The sequence below is a fragment of the Leptolyngbya sp. PCC 6406 genome (assembly GCF_000332095.2).
GTDB lineage: Bacteria > Cyanobacteriota > Cyanobacteriia > Phormidesmidales > Phormidesmidaceae > PCC-6406.
In genome coordinates this window covers 2,795,516-2,812,421 of record NZ_KI913949.1, presented here as the reverse complement: position 1 = coordinate 2,812,421, position 16,906 = coordinate 2,795,516, and the positions used below count along the sequence as shown (strand labels likewise).

Sequence of the window (16,906 nt, the reverse complement as noted above, 5' to 3'; positions counted from 1 at the left end):
TTGCCCTAAAAAGCCTCTTGGGTATTGGGGGTGTTGCAGTCGCGATCGCAGCGCACATCGACCAAGAACGGCTGCTGCGCGGCAAATGCCTGATCAAAGGCTGGCATCAGTTGATCGGGGGATTCGACCACGGCGGCTACGGCACCCAGGCTGCGGGCAAAGTTGGCCCAGTTTTGGGTGGGGATTTCTGAGAGGGCGATCGCCGCTGGCCCCTCGTTGCGGGCTCTGAGGTAGACATTGCCTAGGGCGCTGTTGTTGATCACCACAATCACCAAAGGAATTTGATATCGCACCGCCGTGTGGATCTCCATGCCGTGCATCAGGAGACTGCCATCGCCCACCACGCAGACGCAGGGCTGGTGTGGTCTCGCCAGTTTAGCCCCAATGCCCATCGCGACACCGTAGCCCATCGGCCCCGTATTGGAGAGAAACAAAAACTCATTGGGGGCATAGCTTGTCCAGTGGTGTCCGGTAAAGAAGGTGTGGGCACCGGAGTCCACGACCAAAACGCTCTGGCGCGGTGCAGCGCGGCGCAGGTCGGCAATCACCCGCGCTGGGTTCAGGGGCACCTGGTTCGATTGGCGATCGGCCTCGGTGTCGTAGTAAGGGGTCTGGCGAATAGTGGCGAGCCATTGCTGGCGATCGCCCTGGGAAGCGGAAAGGGCACAGTGGTAGCGATCTGCATGGGTCTGAAGCCAGTGCAAAAAGGTCTGCACATCTCCGACCACCAGGGATTCTGCATATTCCCGCCCCAGCACATTGTTGGGGTTGATATCAACCCGCACGATCCCCTTTTCGGGTACGAAGTCCGGCATCCAGCCATGGGTGTTGTTTTCGTTGAGGGTGGCTCCCAGCACCAGCAGCACCTCAGCCTTGGGGATGCCCAAGGTGGCATCGCCCATCACCACGCGGTTGGCCCAGAGGCTCCCGCCCAGGCCAAAGACCCCACAGCTCAGGGGATGATCTTCGGGGATCGCGCCCTTGGCCCGCAGGGTGGTGACCACGGGAATATCGTAGGCACTGGCAAAGTGTTCGATATCTGCCTGGGCGCGCGATCGCACACTGCCATTGCCCGCCAAAATGACAATCCGGGTCGCCGTTGCCAGAACTTCAGGCACCGACTGGACGCTGACAGAGTCGAGGATGCGGGCAGGCGGTTGCAGATGCAGAGGTTCATAGGGCGTGGTGAGGGTCGCCTTCTGCAAGTCGAGGTAAACGGATAAAAAGGCCGGACGGTTTTCAAATCCCCCCATGGCCCGCAGGGCTTTTTTCAGAAAGGGATCTACGTGATCTACATCGGGAATTTCCTCTGAAAAGACCGTCATCGATCGCAGCACGTCATGGTCGTCAATGCCCGTAGGGCTGGAATCTTGGAAGGTGCCTTGCCCCTCCCAGGTAAAGGGAATCGTCCCCGCGATCGCCAAAATAGCCGTGCGATCGGCATAGGCCGCAGACAGTGCCGTCACCATGTTCGTAACCCCCGGCCCCCCGATTCCCATACACACCCCAAACCCCTGGCGGGCGCGACCATAGCCATCCGCCATGTAAGCTGCGCCCCCCTCCTGCGCCGCCACAATGGCCGTGATACCCGCCTTCTCATATTCCGAAAGAAAGGGATCGATCATCGCCCCCGGCACTAGAAAAATATGCTGAATGCCCTCTTGGTACAGCGCATTCAGCATGAAAAAAGCCACATTTGGGGAATCCGTTTCTGCCATGGAGGTGACTACCTATCGTGATTCGATTGTGATGCAATGATGATTAATTTGCGCCCATCGACCTAATAGGAAAGTCGCCGTAAATAGTTGGGACACCATGCCTCCGTGGTGGGATGGTCGGGCACCTGAAGATCTTCCTTGAGCAAGAGTTCCGCTGTTTCCAAAGCACCCTCTGCCCAGCCCTGATCCGCAGAGTAAGCCTCCCCACAAATGTAGACCCTTTCACTGGATACGGGGTGGCGCATTTTCGGCATAATTTCGTTGTACTTGAAACCCGCTTTCCACGAATGCCACCCAGCTCCGATGGGATCTTCACTCCAATCGTGATAGGCAGCGGCGTAGGGTTTTGGCGTTTCCCGCAAATTATGCAGTTCGAGGATTTGTCGCTGGATTTCTTCCACCATTAAGACACTGGCACAACTCCCTTCCGGGCCAGGGAAAGACTCGCCATTTTCTAAACCCTTCCAAAAGGGAATGGACTCAATGTCGTTATAGGATGCCATTAACAGCGCTTTTTGGTGGGGGACACTACTGCAATTTTGGGGTTTTGGTGTCGTAAAGTAGTAGGTCTGGCGGATGGGCAAGTCTGTAATGGAGCGTCCGGCAACTAGTCCCAATTCTTGCCACCAAGCATAGTCATAGGCCAAGAAAAACTTCAGTGCCCCCTGAATCAGCACAGAGGACAGATTTTCCCTGAGAAAATCATCCTGCTGCCAGCAGTCCCAATCAATCAGTTCTAGGGAGCGGCGGGGCATCGCGAGGATGACCTGCTCTGCCACCAGTTCGTGCCCCAGGGCAGGGGTGACATCTTGGGTTTTGCTCGCGATCGTTTGGGTTTCAAAGAATTGCAGCCGATAGTTTCGATCTTCCTGACGCTGGATACTGGCAAGGCGATAGTTCCTAAAAATACGCCCGTGATAGGTATCAACAAATTCATCGGCGAGGGCTCTAGGTAGCGCCTCCATACCCTCATCGAGGGTCACATATTGATTCGTGGAACTGTAGTCGCCCCCAGTGGGCAGTAGGGTCACCGCATTGCCATTAGATACATTGGTGTCGTAGCCACTGCCATATTTGAGAAATTGAAAGGCTTGGGGGGTGAGGACGCGATAAAGCAAGTTCCAAAAGCCATGTTTCCAGAGCGGCATCCCAAACACTTCGACCTCAAACCAATCATCGAAGCTGAGTTCCTGCCAGTTAGGCACGAGCAGCCGCATCACCATGCTCTGAATTTCATCGGGCGTTTTATTTTGCTCTGACCAGGCTAGGTTATAGGGGACTTTATTGGAATTATTGAAATCACCCACGAAGAGGTTTTTCCCCTGGAGATAGGCGTAGTTTTTTTGACCGCTGGGATCCTCAGGAGAACCCATGGGAAAAGGATGGGACTTGAGTCCCAGTTGGGTAACTAGTTGATGCACAATTTTGTGTTCGCTGGGCAGGTAGCGCATACCTCCCAGCTCGGCATTAATGTCGGTAATTCCGGGGAGCTGGCGGGTGAATAAGCGACCCCCAATGCGATCGCTATACTCAAATAACACGATATTTTGATCGGGGTAGGCTTGCTTGAGTCGCCAAGCACAGTAAGCACCGCTCACGCCACCGCCAACGATTGCATAGTGAATGACTTCAGTCATAAGATGTGCTTAATTCTAGACAGCGTGTTTAACAAGTCGAGGCTACAGGAATTTTAAAATGTGTTTCTCACAACAGTGGGAAGTTCTCTGGCCGTTAGAAGGACACCGAGAACCAAGAAAAATCGATATGGGCTAAGTCATCGGCATAGGGTTATGAATAATCCAGCTTAGCGGAAATAGTGCGTTACGGCTATGAGCAAAGCTCAGGCTGCGCCAACGCCTAAGAGCACCCTACAGCATCGTTTATTTGTATCCACCTACTTATCGGGTTTGGGGACTCCAGGCATCCTGGGGTAGAAAAGGGCGATCGCGGGGAAGTTGAGCCACTGGGGCGGTGAGTTCAAACTTGCCAGCGGTGATCCACTCCGCTAGCTCTGTGGCTACTTGGCGAGCAAAGTAGAGGCTGGCCAAGGGGGCAGTGCGGACGGGTTGGCCGCTGAGGGTAATCTGGCCCGATTTGAGCTGGGCATAGGTGACCAAGCCAAAGGTGGGGCGTACCCGGCGGGGGATGGCAAAGTCCATCACGGGAGCCACTAGGTCTTCGTCCCGCACAGCACAGTGGGCGGCAATTTCCTCATTCAAGAGGGGAATCGGCACCCCCACCCCCAGCATGAGAGAGGGGCCGTAGCCCCGGAAGTAGCAGCCCCGAACCCATTTCGCCGCCATCCCCTTGGCGTCACCAATGAGGGCGACGGTGGCGGCGGGGCCAATGGGGGTATGGTTGGGCAGGCGCTTTTGCAGGGGGAAATGCTGGGTGCCTTCCCAGGCCACATAGCCAACACCACCCCCTAGGAAGATGCGGGTGCCGACGCCGATGGCAGCTAGGTCCGGATCGTTCAGCAGGGGGGATAGAGCTCCGGGGTTGGCGTAGACCGCGTTGCCCAGATTGGGCTGGAGGGGACCCAGGTAGGTGGCAAGGGGACGATCGCCGCCATTCACCCCCACAATGAAGTTTTGGTAGAGATTACGGGGATTAAACAGATAGAACTGGTTAATCGTGTCTTGGGTGATGGTGGTTTCAAAGGCAGCCCGAGGATAGCAGTCCGTCACCTGACCAATAGCCTGGAGGTGGACGGGTTTCCCCGCTACCAAGTCCGCGATCACATGGCCGCCGCCCCGCTCTCGCAATGCTTCGGCATCCCCTGGATTGATCACCTCTGCGGGTTGGCTGGCCCCGAGGTACAGATCCACTGCCCCAAATCCGGCGTAGGCGAGTACCCCATCTAGGCGGCATTCTCGAATTTTGATCGGTGGGTCCGTGTGGCCCAGGTTAAGGATGGCCCCGGAGGATTCCATGGGCTCAAAGGTGCCTGTTGTCACCACGTCCACGGCTTTGCAGGCTGGGGCAACACCCACCTCGGCGGTGCGGAGCTTGAAGGCTTCGGCGGTGTCTACCACCACCTGATGACGGCGGATTTTGTCGTTAATCTCGTCTAGGGTGCGCATGGTTGGCGGGGGCAGCGATCCAAAGTCGCCAGCTTAGCACGGCCCCCAGAACCAAGCTGGGGGTGAGTACTAGGGCGAGGCTGACAGGGGAAGTGGCGGGAAGGGGCAGCAGGGGACCCAGGGTTTTAATTGCGATCGCAATTATCCCCGAACCCACCAGCACCTTGAGGCCAAAAGCCCATTGGCCCAATCCCGGTGCCGATGCCAATTCTGCTGTCGATTGAGACTGTGGGGTCATAGTCAGGACCGTCGAATATTGAGGCAGCACCACTCCTGGCGTCGCCATAGGGTGGCCACTACCCAACCGTGCTGCTCCAGGGTATCTGCCACCAACTTGGACTGGTCCAGCAAAATACCGCTGAAGATACCCCAGGTCTGGGGTTTACAGATTTCCCCGAATTGGGGAATGAGATCCAGGATCACCTCCGCCAAAATATTGCAGAGGATGCCATCTACGGGTTCCGTGAGATCAGCAATCAGACAGTCCAAACTACCCAATTGCACCGAGAGGCGATCGGGGCTGATGCCATTTAAGGCTCGATTGTCAGCGGTGGCCTGCACCGCCAGGGAATCGGTATCCACGGCGTAAGCCCGTTTCGCCCCCAGCAGCAACGCCCCGATGGAGAGGATGCCAGAGCCGCAACCCACATCGGCCACAACGGCATCCCCATTTCCACTCAGGCGCATTTCTAAGGACTCTAGACAAAGTTGGGTGGTGGCGTGGGTGCCCGTCCCAAAGGCGGCTCCAGGGTCGAGTCGCAATACCTTGCGGTCGGTCTCGGGGGTCGGTAGCCAGGCCGGATTGATCAGAAACATATCTCCCACGGGTTGGGGATGCCAGTGGTCCTTCCAACTCTTGGACCAATCCTCTTCGTCGATCAGTTGCCAGGTGGTTTTGGGTAGGGGTAGGGAAACGCAGAGGGCATCTTGCTTGAGTAAAAGTGCGATCGCGGCTAAATCCAGCAGTTCAAAGGCGGTCTGGGGAAAATAGGCTTGCACCAAACGATGGGCCGATTTTCGCTGACTAGAAGTGCCATGACTGCCCATAGCGTCCAAACGCCAGAAGACCAGATCTTCTAGCGTTGGATCACAAATGACCTGAATTTCCCACCAATTCTTAACCAAAAGGTTCCTCTATAGGGGTATGGAAAGGGATTGGGCTGATAGGGGGTGGGGAATATTCCCTTCACCCTTTACCCTACAGTGCAGCTCCTAGACAAAGGCTAATCCTCAAGACGCGCCTAAAGACTCACCGTATAGGCATCCCGAATGCCGGGTACCTTGGTAATCTCCGATAGAATACCCTCCGGCAGGGGATCATCGATGCTCAGCACCATTACCGCATCTCCCCGCACGATCTTGCGGCCCACCTGCATACTGGCGATGTTGACATTGAAGCTTCCCAACAGAGAGCCAATTTTGCCAATAATACCGGGCATATCCCGGTGCAGGGTAAAGAGCATATTGCGTGTTGGGGGGACATTAATGGGGAACTCATTAATATCTGTAATCCGGATTTCACTGCCCCCCAACAGCACCCCCGTCACGGCGTGCTCCCCGAGGGAACCCTTGGCCGACAGACTCAGGGAGCCAGTGTAATCTTTCACCGTTGTATCGCGGGTTTCAATGACGTGGATGCCCCGCTCCTTGGCCTCAATGCTGGCGTTGACATAGTTTACCCGCTCTTGGAGAGCGTGGGATAGGAGACCCTTCAGGGCAGCAATCACCACGGGTTGGCTGTCATTCTGGGCCAGTTCTCCTCGCATTTGCACATTCAGGGACTCTACCCGACCCCCCGCCAATTGCCCCACCAGGTTGCCCAGGGTCTCCGCCAATTGCAGGTAGGGCCGCATCTGCTCCATTACATCGGCCCGCAGTCCGGGGATGTTCACGGCGGAGCGGGCGGGTAACCCCAGCAAGACATCACGGATTTGCTCCGCCACGTCGATGGCCACATTCACCTGGGCTTCCTCCGTGGAGGCCCCCAGGTGGGGCGTGAGCACCACGGCTCGTCCCAAATCCCGCAGGGGAGATTCTCCCAAGGGTTCTTGGGCATAGACATCTAGAGCGGCCCCGGCAATCTTGCCAGCGCTGACCGCCTCCGCCAGCGCCGCTTCGTCGATGATGCCTCCCCGAGCGCAGTTGATGATGCGCGCCGTGGGCTTCATGGTGGCCAGGGTCTTTTCGTTAATAATGTTTGTCGTCTCTGGGGTCTTGGGCAGATGCAGGGTGATGTAGTCTGCCTCCCGTAGCAGTAGATCTAGGTCCACGAGACGACAGCCCAACTGGTCAGCCCGCTCGGAGGAAATGAAGGGATCGTAGGCTAAAAGTTTCATGCCCATGGCCCGTGCCACGGTGGCGACGTGGGCTCCAATTTTACCCAGCCCTACAACGCCCAGGGTTTTCTTATAAACCTCGACTCCGGTAAAGGATTTGCGATCCCACTGGCTGGCTTTAATGGACTGATCGGCGGCGGGAATATGGCGGGAAAGGGCCAACATCATCGCCAGGGCATGTTCGGCGGCGGCGATGGTGTTGCCCTCGGGGGAGTTGACCACCACAATGCCTTTGCGGGTGGCGGTGGGAACATCAACGTTGTCTACGCCGACGCCAGCCCGACCAATAATTTTGAGGAGCTTGCCCGCATCGATGACTTCCTTGGTGACCTGGGTCCCCGAGCGGATCATCAGCGCATCGTAGTCGGGAATGATTTTGACCAACTCCTCAGGGGAGAGCTTGGTCTGCACGTCTACGTGGGCCACCTGGGAGAGAATATCCAGACCGGCTTGATCGACGGGGTCAGAGACGAGAACCTTGGGCATGGTGCAGCAGCGGCATTCATTAAAAAGAACCCCTAAATCCATTGGGTTGAAACAACTTGGTTGAAACAACAGCACAAAGGGGATCTAGGAGTTGTGTCGGTGCCATTCTACTGCAAAGGGGGAGCCAGAACACTGCCAGCCTCGGGGATCGCTGCCCTACTTCAGCCCCATTTGAACGCGCCAGAGGCTGGCATAGAGTTCTCCCCGTTCCAATAGCTCCTCATGGGTGCCCCATTCCACCAGTTGCCCCTGTTCCATGACATAGATGCAGTCGGCATTGCGAATGGTGGAGAGACGGTGGGCGATGGCAATGGTGGTGCGGTTTTGGGTGATCTTGTCGAGGGAGCGTTGAATGGCCGCCTCTGTCTCGTTATCCACTGCTGAGGTGGCTTCATCTAGTACCAGAATGGGGGGATCTTTTAACAATGCTCGTGCGATCGCGAGCCGTTGGCGCTGACCGCCAGAAAGCTTTTGTCCCCGTTCCCCGACGATGGTGTCATAGCCCTGGGGTAGATGCTCGATGAACTCATGGGCCTCTGCCAGGGTTGCCGCCCGCTGAATCTGTGCCGCCGTCGCCGAGAAGGTTCCGTAGGCGATATTTTCCGCCACGGTGCCGTGGAACAGGAATACGTCTTGACTGACTAACCCCACGGCCCGCCGCAGATCCTGGGGATTCAATTCCCGGATATCCATCCCGTCCAGGGTAATGCGCCCCTGGTTCACCTCGTAAAACCGCAGCAGCAGTTTCACCAGGGTGCTCTTGCCGGATCCGGTGGAGCCAACAATGGCTACGGTTCCTCCGGCAGGCACCTTGAGGGTCAGGTGGGTGACGACGGGCTGTCGATCGGGGTAGGCAAAGGAGACATCTTCAAAGCGGATATCTCCCTGAACGTTACTGACGGGTAGCCTTTGCTGACCGGGATGGAGGGTGATGGGGGTGTCCAATAAACCCATGACCCGATTTGTGGAGGCCATGGCCCGCTGATACTGATCCAGGGTTTCCCCTAGGCGGGTCAGGGGCCAGAGCAGTCGCTGGGTCAGGAACACCAGGACGCTATAGGTGCCGACGGCTAGCCGCCCTTCCACCGTCAGGAGTCCTCCGTAGATGAGGGTAGCGGTGAAGCCCAGCAGGATCAAGATCCGAATCAGAGGAATGAAGGCGGCACTGCGGGTGATCGCCCTACGATTGCTGAGGCGATAGGCATTGCTTTCCTGGCGAATGCGTTCAATTTCGTAGGGTTCGGCGGTGAAGCTCTTGATGGTGAGCATTCCCGACAGGTTGTTAGACAGGCGGCTGTTGAGCAGGCTCACCCGTTCTCGTACGTCGGCGTAGTAGGGGGTTAGGAGTTTTTGAAATGCGATCGCGCCCCAGACGATGAAGGGCATGGGCAACATCGCCATCCAGGCCACCTGGGGAGCCATCACGAAAAATGCGCCGCCAATCAGGATCACCGTCGTGATCACCTGGAGCACCTCATTGGCTCCCTGGTCTAGGAAGCGCTCAAGCTGGTTAATGTCGTCATTTAGCACCGCCATTAACCGCCCGGTGCTGCGATCCTCAAAGTAGGCCAGTTCCAAGTCCTGCAAATGGGTATAGGCATCTACCCGCAGATCTCGCTGGATGGTTTGGGCCAGGTTGCGCCACAGCACCTCGTAGGCATACTCAAAGGCGGACTCCAGCCCCCAAACCACTACCGTGAGCAAGGACAGGATGATGAACTGGGTGCGAATGCTTTCAAACCCCCAACGGGCAATGAGGGAATCCTGCTGCTCCACCACCACATCCACCGCGAGACCAATGAGGGCTGGCGGGGCTAGATCAAAGAGCTTGTTCAGCACTGAGCAAAGGCTTGCTAGCCGCACCTGACGGCGGTGGGGACGGCTGTAGTGGAGGAGGCGCTTGAGTGGATGGGCGGGGGGCATGGTTGAGGGTTCCGAGATCCTTGGCGAAATCTAAGCCCTAGGCCATGAAGCCATGGCAGAAGACGATCCTTGGAGGGGCGATTGGGCCTATGAAGCCGATGAAGACCGAGGTTTCCAACGGTAAAAGATGGCAACTGGTGGGCATTTCACTGCTTTACCTTGCCATATTCCTAACCATTATGGCGTTGGCCTATACCAATTCCATCCCGCCCCAGTTGGGCCTCATCCCCTATTCCGACAAAATCGGCCATGGTGTGTTGTATGGGATCGCAGCCTACCTGGGCCATCGCATCTTGCGGTATCGCCATTTTTCTGTTCGGGGATGGACCCTACCCCTATTTGCCCTACTGTTTGGTCTGTTCACCCTCGTCGAGGAGGTCATCCAAGTCCTTTCCCCCTATCGGACCTTGGATATGGGGGATTTGATCTGTAGCTTTGGCGGTATTGTTCTGGGAACATGGCTAGCAGAGCGGCAGCGGCGACGGTAGAGCAGTTCTATCCGTAGGGACGGAAAATTGCAGGGAATAACCGACGGAGAGGATCCTTTTCCCGCTACGCTGCTAAGAACTGTTCAGGATCAGGAGCCAGTTCCTTGGCCAAAACTGCTTCCTCCCCCCATATCCTCGCCGTGCTCAATGGCAAGGGCGGCGTGGGCAAAACCACCACCGCCGTTAACCTGGCGGCAATTTTTGCGGAAACGGTTCCGGTGCTGCTGGTGGACGCCGATCCCCAGGGGTCTGCCTCGTGGTGGGTGGGACGCAGTGGCCAGCCCATGACGTTTGATGTCACCCAAGAGACAGATGCTGCCCTGCTCGGCAAACTGAAGACAGTGACGACCTATGGGGTGATTGTGGTAGATACGCCCCCGGCCCTTGACTCCGAAAGTCTCGCGGCGGTGATCCCCGTGGCAAACTATTTATTGTTGCCGACGCCGCCTGCGCCCATGGATTTAACGGCCCTGATCCATACGATTAAGACTGCCGTACAGCCCGCCGCCATTGCCCATCGTGTGGTGCTGACGCGGGTGGATTCTCGACGGTTGCAGGAGGCGCACGAGGCCCAACTCACCTTGGCCAGCTTGAACATTCCCACGTGCAAAGGGGTGATTCGAGCCTACAAGGCCCACGAGCGGGCAGTCCTTGAGGGGGTTCCCATTACCCAGCGGCAAGGGGCTAGTGCCCGAGGTGCCCAGGCCGATTATCGTCAGGTCGCGGCAGAAGTCCAGCAAGATTGGAGCGTTCTATGAGCAAGAAAAATCTGTCGGATTTGCTGCGTGAGGAGGCTGCTGCGACGCCTGCCCCAGATCCAACGGAGGCTAGTGAATCCTCAACGGAGGTCAGTGAATCCGTTCCTGCTACTCCGGCCCGCACCTCTCGTCGAGGGCCAACTAAGGCTGATCTAGAACAGCAGGTCGCGGAATTGACCACGGCCCTAGCAGCGGCGGAGACGGGGGCAACTGAACTCCAAACCCAGGTGCAGGCACTCCAGGGCGATCTGGAAACCCAGCAGGGTCGTCTTTTTGAGTTGAAGGAGAGTTTGGAAAAGGCGGAGCAGGCCGTTCAAGCCAAGGATGCTCAATTGACGAAGGTAGCTTCGGAGTTGGCAGAGGCTAAGCAGGTGATTGTGAGAATGACGGAGACGCCCGCTGCGCCGCCGCCGCCAGCCCCTGTCCCTGCGGTCACCCCTGCCCCATCTTCAGCGCCCTCGGAACGTGCCCCCCTCACGGTGAGAATGCCGTCGGTGTCTCGGCGGGCAATGGCTAAGGGGATTCCCGAGTACGCCATCCAGCGGGGAGAACCGACTAAGTCCCAAAACAGCATGTTGTCCGATGATGACATCGGCTGGGTCGATTAGGGACTTAAGCCAGCCATGACCCGGTGGGAAGTTGATTTTTACCGACGCCCCTGTGAGGATGGGCAGGGAACGCCCCTATGGGAATTGTTGATCTGCGATCGCGCTTTTGACTTTACCTATGGTGCGATGGTGTCTCAGCCTGAGGCTACGGTGGACTGGCTCCAGGGCCAACTCAAAACTGCGATCGCGAAAGCAGGCATCCCCCCCGACGAAATTTGCGCTTTTCGCCCCCCCGCTGTAGCTCTACTGCAAGCAGCGGCACCCCCCCTGGGGATAGCAGTGATCCCCACCCGCCAGACCCCCACGTTGAAGCAATGGTTGGTCACGCGATCGCGCTGGTATCCTACCCTGCCCACCTATAGCGGAGCCCCCTACGATCCCCTCGCGGTAGATCGCCCCGCTCCGGTACCAGTGCCCGAATCCCTCTGGGGAGAGCAATGGCGCTTTGGCGCTTTGTCCGCCGCCGATTTTCAAGAGGAGCTGACCCAGGAACCCATTCCCATCCAGTCCCTGCCGCTGGACTGGCTTCCCCTCCAGATGGGCCTCGCCAGCACCATTCCCATCCCTGGTGTGATCATTGATGGGGGGCGACGTGCCCTAGCTCTAGCCCAGTGGCTTGCTGCTCAAGATCCTGTTGCCCTCAACCCCATGGTGGGGAATCCAGCAGGGTTAATTCTGGAGGCGGGACTTTGCGATCGCTGGGTGCTCACCACCTTTGAGGATCCGCAAGTTCAGGCCGCTGCCCGCACCTTTGGAGAACGTCAGCTTCAGGCCCAGGGACTCCACTTTCTCCTCGTGCGTCCCGACGACTCCGGCATCACCTACACCGGACTCTGGCTCCTCCGCAGCTAGTGGGTCATTTGCTTTGAACGTGGCCATTAACTTGCTGACCCAAGCCACTGCTACCACAAGCTTTAGGAGCGTTCAAGAATGGCTATATTCATTCCGAATGACCCACTAGTACTCTGCGGCGGAAATACCCTGGCCGTTCTATCGTGGCACACTCGGCCCCTCACCCTAGCCCTCTCCCAAGGGGCGAGGGGACCGGAAAATGTTGGGCTGATTTCCACCCTGTACTAGTGTTCCGTCAGGGAAATTTTGACGGACAGCATCGTTTTTTTGTATCCACCTATTGGCTGGCTTCATTGATACCAACCGGCACTCAGTAGATGGGACGGATTAACTGGACGGATTAACTGTAAGACCACCGTAGTATGGGTTAGCGCAGCGTAACCCATGCTGGGCAAGCCTTTGATGCGTTACGGCAGAGCCTAACGCATCCTACTGGATCGACACAGCTACAGTAGTGCATTACTTAGGGTAGGCTTTGCCCACTAACAAGGAATTCGCTGGAATTTCTAAAGCACAGTTTTAGCTGTGTCAAACCACTACGAAAGATTCCGCCGACCCACTTAGGGACGTGCGTCTAAATAAAGTACCGGAATCGTTGATCATCGTAGGGTGCATAGCGCTAAGGCGCGGCTTCGCCCACGCGAAGCAATGCACCAATTGGAAATGGAGATAAGGACGGCAAAGGTATGGCAAAAAAAGACCCCCCAGCGCTGGCTGGAGGGACTGGAGTTCCTGAAAATCGTCACTGGAGACAGTATCTCCACGGAGCCCCCAAGTGACAAGAGGGGTCGGACCCGTCACTCCGGTTATACCCGACCGGCGAGGGGCTGCTTATCCCAGATTTGCAGGCGATCGGCCATGGGAATATAGGACTGGTTATGGGAACCTGTATAGATCTGGGTGGGGCGGAAGATGCGGTTTTCTCCCAGTTGCTCCTTCCAGTGGGCCAGCCAGCCAGCCACCCGTGCGATCGCAAATACGGGTGTAAACAGATCCGTAGGGATGCCCAACTTGCGATACACCAGTCCCGAGTAGAAATCCACGTTGGGATAGACCCCTTTCCCGCCCAGACGCTCTGTCACCACATGCTCCAGCTCTAGGGCAATGGCGTAGTACTCATCTCCGCCAAACTTCTCAAAGAGCTGCTCCGCTAGCTTCTGCAAGATTGTGGCACGGGGATCCTTCACCTTGTAAACGCGGTGACCAAAACCCATGATCCGATGCTTTTCCTGAATGCAGCGATCGATGTAAGGCCGCACATTTTCGACGGTTCCAATCTCCTCCAGCATATTGATCACCTCCTCATTGGCTCCGCCATGGAGGGGACCAGCGAGGGTGCCCACTGCTGACGCTACCACCGCGTAGGGGTCCGTCAGGGTAGAAGCGGTCACCATTGCCGAGAAGGTGGAGGCATTGATGGTGTGCTCTGCATGGAGCGTCAGACAAATATCAAAGATGCGGGCCGCTAGAGGATCGGGCTCCCGCTCATTCAGCATGTAGAGAAAATTGCCTGCATAGTCTAAATCATCGCGGGGCTGAACCGGATCATTCCCCTTCCGCATGAGCTGAAAGGCCGCCACCATGGTAGGAATTTTCGCCAACAGCCGCACTACAGCATTCTGAATATAGGCCGGGTTGTCTAGGGCTCGTTTGGAATAGAACAGACCCAGGGCTGCTGCACAGGCTTGGAGTGCATCCATAGGATGGCCACCCTCGGGGAAGCACTTCATCATGTCCCGAATGCGGTATTTAAGACGGCGATGGTTGCGAATCTCGTACTGAAAGTGGTCCAACTCGTTCTGGTTGGGCAACCCCCCCCAGATCAGCAGATAGGCGGTTTCCAGGAAGGTGCTGTATTGGGCCAAATCCTCAACCCGAATCCCTCGGTACTCTAGGATGCCAAGCTGGCCATCCACATGACTGATAGCGGATTGGGTGGCAGGAATGCCCTCCAGCCCTGGTTTGTATTCACAGACGGTCATCGTCGCTTTGCTCCCAAATACACTTCCTCACAACATCCCAGCGCTACTGCCAGCAGGGCTCCTAGCGGGCTCGTACTCCCTGGTAAACGGGTCGCCCGTGGTGGTAGGGCGAGATCTCTATCGCTATAGTTTTGGTCAGGGACTGGATCGCCCCTAACAGAACCTTTGCCCGTGGCTCCAGAACAGTAAATTCCGAGATATTGTCTCCATTCAATAGCAAACCCGTTGTTTCATAAACTGTGCGGTTTGCACATCTCAACGGTCTTTTGACAGGATTCACCCACTCCCCTCAGCTCCCTACCCTTCCCTGGGGTCCCCTTGAGTTGGGCCAAATACAGGAGTGCGATCGCATGTGTCGCGCCCCCATTATGCCGTAACGGCAGGAAGAACTCCTAGAGCGATCTCGTCAACCACCCCCGCCACACACACCGCCGCCGCCACCCCAGGGGCGGGACTCCAGGTGTCGATCTGCCAAACCCGCTGGGAATCCGCCGTCTGCACCAGTCGGGGAGGACGCTGCCAATCCACCTCCACCTGGGTCATGGCATAGCGAAGCCCATGACCCGTGGCCTTCAGGTGAGCCTCCTTCACCGTCCAATAGTCGAAAAACTGACTCAGGCGCAAAATGGGGTCCGCCGCCAGATGGGTCTGTTCCCTCGGGGTCAGGCAGCAGTCAATCAGGCCCTCTAGATGACTGCGGGGGGTGATCACCTCCACATCGACACCGATTGCTGCGGCCCAGGTAATGCCATAGACGACCCAATCGCCGCTGTGGGCCAGATTGAATTGCAGATTCTCAGGGGGACTAAAGCCTGGAGCTTGCGAATCCGGGGCTTGATGGGTTAGGAAATTCACTCCCCTGGGTAGGGCAGGAAGCACCTCAGGCTTGCCATATTCCCCATAGCCAAAGGTGATGTGCTGGGGTGCTTGCTGGAGATACTGCCCCAGCAGCCACCGCAGGCCCCCTCGGCTGAGGATGAAGGTGTGGCGATCGCGATCGCGATAAAACCGCTGTGCCCGTCGTTGTTCATCCCCATCTAACCAGGGCCACCAGTTCTCGATCTGGTCCTGGGCTTGGGAACACTGAAGTTGCCATAGATGAACTGTGCCAGGGTTGAGGTCGGGCCAGGGAGTGGAGGATAGCGGTGCAAGCTGGCGAGTCATCTGGGTAATGGGTTAGAAAAGCCTTGAGCAGTTTATGATGTTGCGTCCCGTTACTATGCAGTCCCCCGCCACCACCAGTCCACAGAGTACCCATGGGGTGGCCCATCCACCTCGGGTCTGCATCGTGGGGGGTGGGTTTGGTGGGCTCTACACCGCCCTCTACCTCTCTCAAAAGTGTCGCAGACGGCGACAGCCCTGCGACATTACCTTGATCGAACCGAGGGAGCGCTTTCTCTTTACCCCCCTGCTCTATGAGGTCTTGACGGATGAGCTAAAACCGTGGGAAATCGCCCCCGCCTACGTCACCCTATTACAGGGCACCGCCATCCGCCATTGCCGCACTACCGCCGATCAGCTTCATTTAGACGACCGCACTGTGGATCTGGCGTCGGGGGAAACCCTGGTCTACGACTATTTGGTGGTGGCTACAGGCAGCCAGGAACGTCCTGTGCCTGTGCCCGGTCTGGCGGACCATACCCACCGCTTTCGCACCCTGGCGGATGCCCAGGCCCTAGACAGTCGGCTGGCGGATCTGGAAGCCCGTGCCCAGACTCACAATCCGGCCCCACCGATTCAAGTCACCATTGTCGGGGGTGGCCCCAGTGGCGTGGAGTTGGCGTGTAAGCTGGCGGATCGTCTTGGGCCTCGGGGGCATCTGCAACTGGTGGAGCGAGGAGATTGCCTGCTGAAGCCTTTCTCGCAGCGGGTACGACGGGTGGCCATTCAGGCACTACACCGGCGGCGGGTTCAGATTTGCCTGAATATGGGGGTAGTCGCCATTGAGGCCGACTGCATTACCCTCGATACCCCCCATGGTCCTACTGCGCAGCCTACGGATTTGGTGGTGTGGGTGGCGGGAACCCAGCCCATGCCCTGGCTGGGAGACCCTGTAGCAGAGACAGATCAGGGTCAACAATTGCCCCAGGGCTCCCTACAACTGCCCCAGTTCCCCGAAGTTTTTGTTGTGGGGGACCAAGCGGTGATGGGCTGGCAGCGCGATCGCGCTGCCCCCCAAACGGCCCAAGCTGCTTACCAAGCCGCCGCCACCGTGGCCCACAATCTGCTGGCGGCAATCCAGGGGCGATCGCCCAAACCCTTCCGTTATCTGCACCTAGGGGACATGATGACCTTGGGCTACCGCAACGCTCTGGTGTCTAGCTTTGGCCTCGTGCTCCACGGTCCCCTTGCGGGTCTGACTCGCCAGGTGGTCTATCTCCAGCGCCTCCCTACTTGGAGCCACCGGGGCCGGGTAGCCAGGTTTCGCCTATCCCAGATCTGGCGCTGGCTTTGGCGGTGGTAGCCCACTCATCCGTGGTACCCAGGCAGAGCCAGGGCAGGAGGAATTTAATTCAAAATTCAAAATTCAACCCCCCATCACCCCATGTCCCCCTGCATTGGGCGCGGTTTCCGCGCTTCTACCTCCACACCCGATCACGGGTCACGTCAATCCTGGATTACCCGGTACTGGGTAGGGCGGGTTTTGAGGTTCCCATTTGGGATTTCCCGGC

At 57.5% G+C, this 16,906-nt stretch carries 15 protein-coding genes; 6 read left to right on the top strand and 9 right to left on the bottom strand.

Going from position 1 to position 16,906, the window contains the following annotated elements:
* Window positions 1-5: 5 nt before the first annotated feature.
* The 7 genes from LEP6406_RS0212495 to LEP6406_RS0212465 all read right to left on the bottom strand — a co-directional run bounded on the left by LEP6406_RS0212495 (window position 6) and on the right by LEP6406_RS0212465 (window position 9,546).
* Window positions 6-1,718, bottom strand: coding sequence for a thiamine pyrophosphate-binding protein (locus LEP6406_RS0212495; RefSeq protein WP_008310938.1), 1,713 nt, complete (start codon window positions 1,716-1,718; stop codon window positions 6-8).
* Window positions 1,719-1,780: 62 nt separating this feature from the next.
* Window positions 1,781-3,355, bottom strand: coding sequence for a flavin monoamine oxidase family protein (locus LEP6406_RS27850; protein ID WP_008310937.1), 1,575 nt, complete (start codon window positions 3,353-3,355; stop codon window positions 1,781-1,783).
* A 261-nt stretch (window positions 3,356-3,616) separates the two neighbouring features.
* Window positions 3,617-4,801, bottom strand: coding sequence for a homocysteine biosynthesis protein (locus tag LEP6406_RS0212485; RefSeq protein ID WP_008310936.1), 1,185 nt, complete (start codon window positions 4,799-4,801; stop codon window positions 3,617-3,619).
* Window positions 4,779-5,039: a hypothetical protein gene (locus LEP6406_RS27845; protein WP_008310935.1), complete on the bottom strand. Its 261-nt coding sequence runs from the start codon at window positions 5,037-5,039 to the stop codon at window positions 4,779-4,781. Before LEP6406_RS27845 ends, LEP6406_RS0212485 begins: the two co-directional genes overlap by 23 nt.
* A gap of 2 nt (window positions 5,040-5,041) precedes the next feature.
* Window positions 5,042-5,926 (bottom strand): 50S ribosomal protein L11 methyltransferase, encoded by an 885-nt coding sequence (gene prmA, locus LEP6406_RS0212475; protein ID WP_008310934.1) that lies wholly within the window; start codon window positions 5,924-5,926, stop codon window positions 5,042-5,044.
* 116 nt (window positions 5,927-6,042) lie between these two features.
* Window positions 6,043-7,623, bottom strand: coding sequence for a phosphoglycerate dehydrogenase (serA, locus tag LEP6406_RS0212470; RefSeq protein WP_008310933.1), 1,581 nt, complete (start codon window positions 7,621-7,623; stop codon window positions 6,043-6,045).
* A gap of 156 nt (window positions 7,624-7,779) precedes the next feature.
* Entirely contained in the window at window positions 7,780-9,546 is a 1,767-nt protein-coding gene (locus LEP6406_RS0212465; RefSeq protein ID WP_008310931.1) for an ABC transporter ATP-binding protein, read from the bottom strand.
* An 89-nt stretch (window positions 9,547-9,635) separates the two neighbouring features.
* Between LEP6406_RS0212465 and LEP6406_RS0212460 the strand changes: the two genes are divergently transcribed.
* The 5 genes from LEP6406_RS0212460 to LEP6406_RS33585 all read left to right on the top strand — a co-directional run bounded on the left by LEP6406_RS0212460 (window position 9,636) and on the right by LEP6406_RS33585 (window position 12,480).
* Complete coding sequence (locus LEP6406_RS0212460) at window positions 9,636-10,034, top strand: VanZ family protein (RefSeq protein ID WP_008310928.1); 399 nt, start codon at window positions 9,636-9,638, stop codon at window positions 10,032-10,034.
* A gap of 104 nt (window positions 10,035-10,138) precedes the next feature.
* Window positions 10,139-10,792 carry a ParA family protein gene (locus LEP6406_RS0212455; RefSeq protein WP_008310927.1) on the top strand — a complete coding sequence of 218 codons (654 nt, stop codon included), beginning with the start codon at window positions 10,139-10,141 and terminating at the stop codon, window positions 10,790-10,792.
* Window positions 10,789-11,400, top strand: a complete 612-nt coding sequence (locus LEP6406_RS27840) for a hypothetical protein (RefSeq protein WP_008310924.1) — start codon at window positions 10,789-10,791, stop codon at window positions 11,398-11,400. The genes LEP6406_RS0212455 and LEP6406_RS27840 overlap by 4 nt, the downstream gene beginning before the upstream one ends.
* Window positions 11,401-11,415: 15 nt before the next feature.
* Window positions 11,416-12,252 (top strand): Tab2 family RNA-binding protein, encoded by an 837-nt coding sequence (locus tag LEP6406_RS0212445; RefSeq protein ID WP_008310922.1) that lies wholly within the window; start codon window positions 11,416-11,418, stop codon window positions 12,250-12,252.
* Window positions 12,253-12,330: 78 nt separating this feature from the next.
* Window positions 12,331-12,480, top strand: coding sequence for a hypothetical protein (locus LEP6406_RS33585; RefSeq protein ID WP_008316349.1), 150 nt, complete (start codon window positions 12,331-12,333; stop codon window positions 12,478-12,480).
* Window positions 12,481-13,058: 578 nt separating this feature from the next.
* Here the strand turns inward: LEP6406_RS33585 and LEP6406_RS0212440 are convergent.
* Together LEP6406_RS0212440 and LEP6406_RS0212435 are read right to left on the bottom strand one after the other, a co-directional pair.
* Complete coding sequence (locus tag LEP6406_RS0212440) at window positions 13,059-14,234, bottom strand: citrate synthase (RefSeq protein WP_008316347.1); 1,176 nt, start codon at window positions 14,232-14,234, stop codon at window positions 13,059-13,061.
* 366 nt (window positions 14,235-14,600) lie between these two features.
* Window positions 14,601-15,398, bottom strand: a complete 798-nt coding sequence (locus LEP6406_RS0212435) for a 4'-phosphopantetheinyl transferase family protein (protein WP_008316346.1) — start codon at window positions 15,396-15,398, stop codon at window positions 14,601-14,603.
* Window positions 15,399-15,432: 34 nt separating this feature from the next.
* On the opposite strand from LEP6406_RS0212435, the gene LEP6406_RS27835 reads away from it, so the two are divergent.
* Window positions 15,433-16,698: an NAD(P)/FAD-dependent oxidoreductase gene (locus tag LEP6406_RS27835; RefSeq protein WP_008316344.1), complete on the top strand. Its 1,266-nt coding sequence runs from the start codon at window positions 15,433-15,435 to the stop codon at window positions 16,696-16,698.
* The last annotated feature ends 208 nt before the right edge of the window (window positions 16,699-16,906 follow it).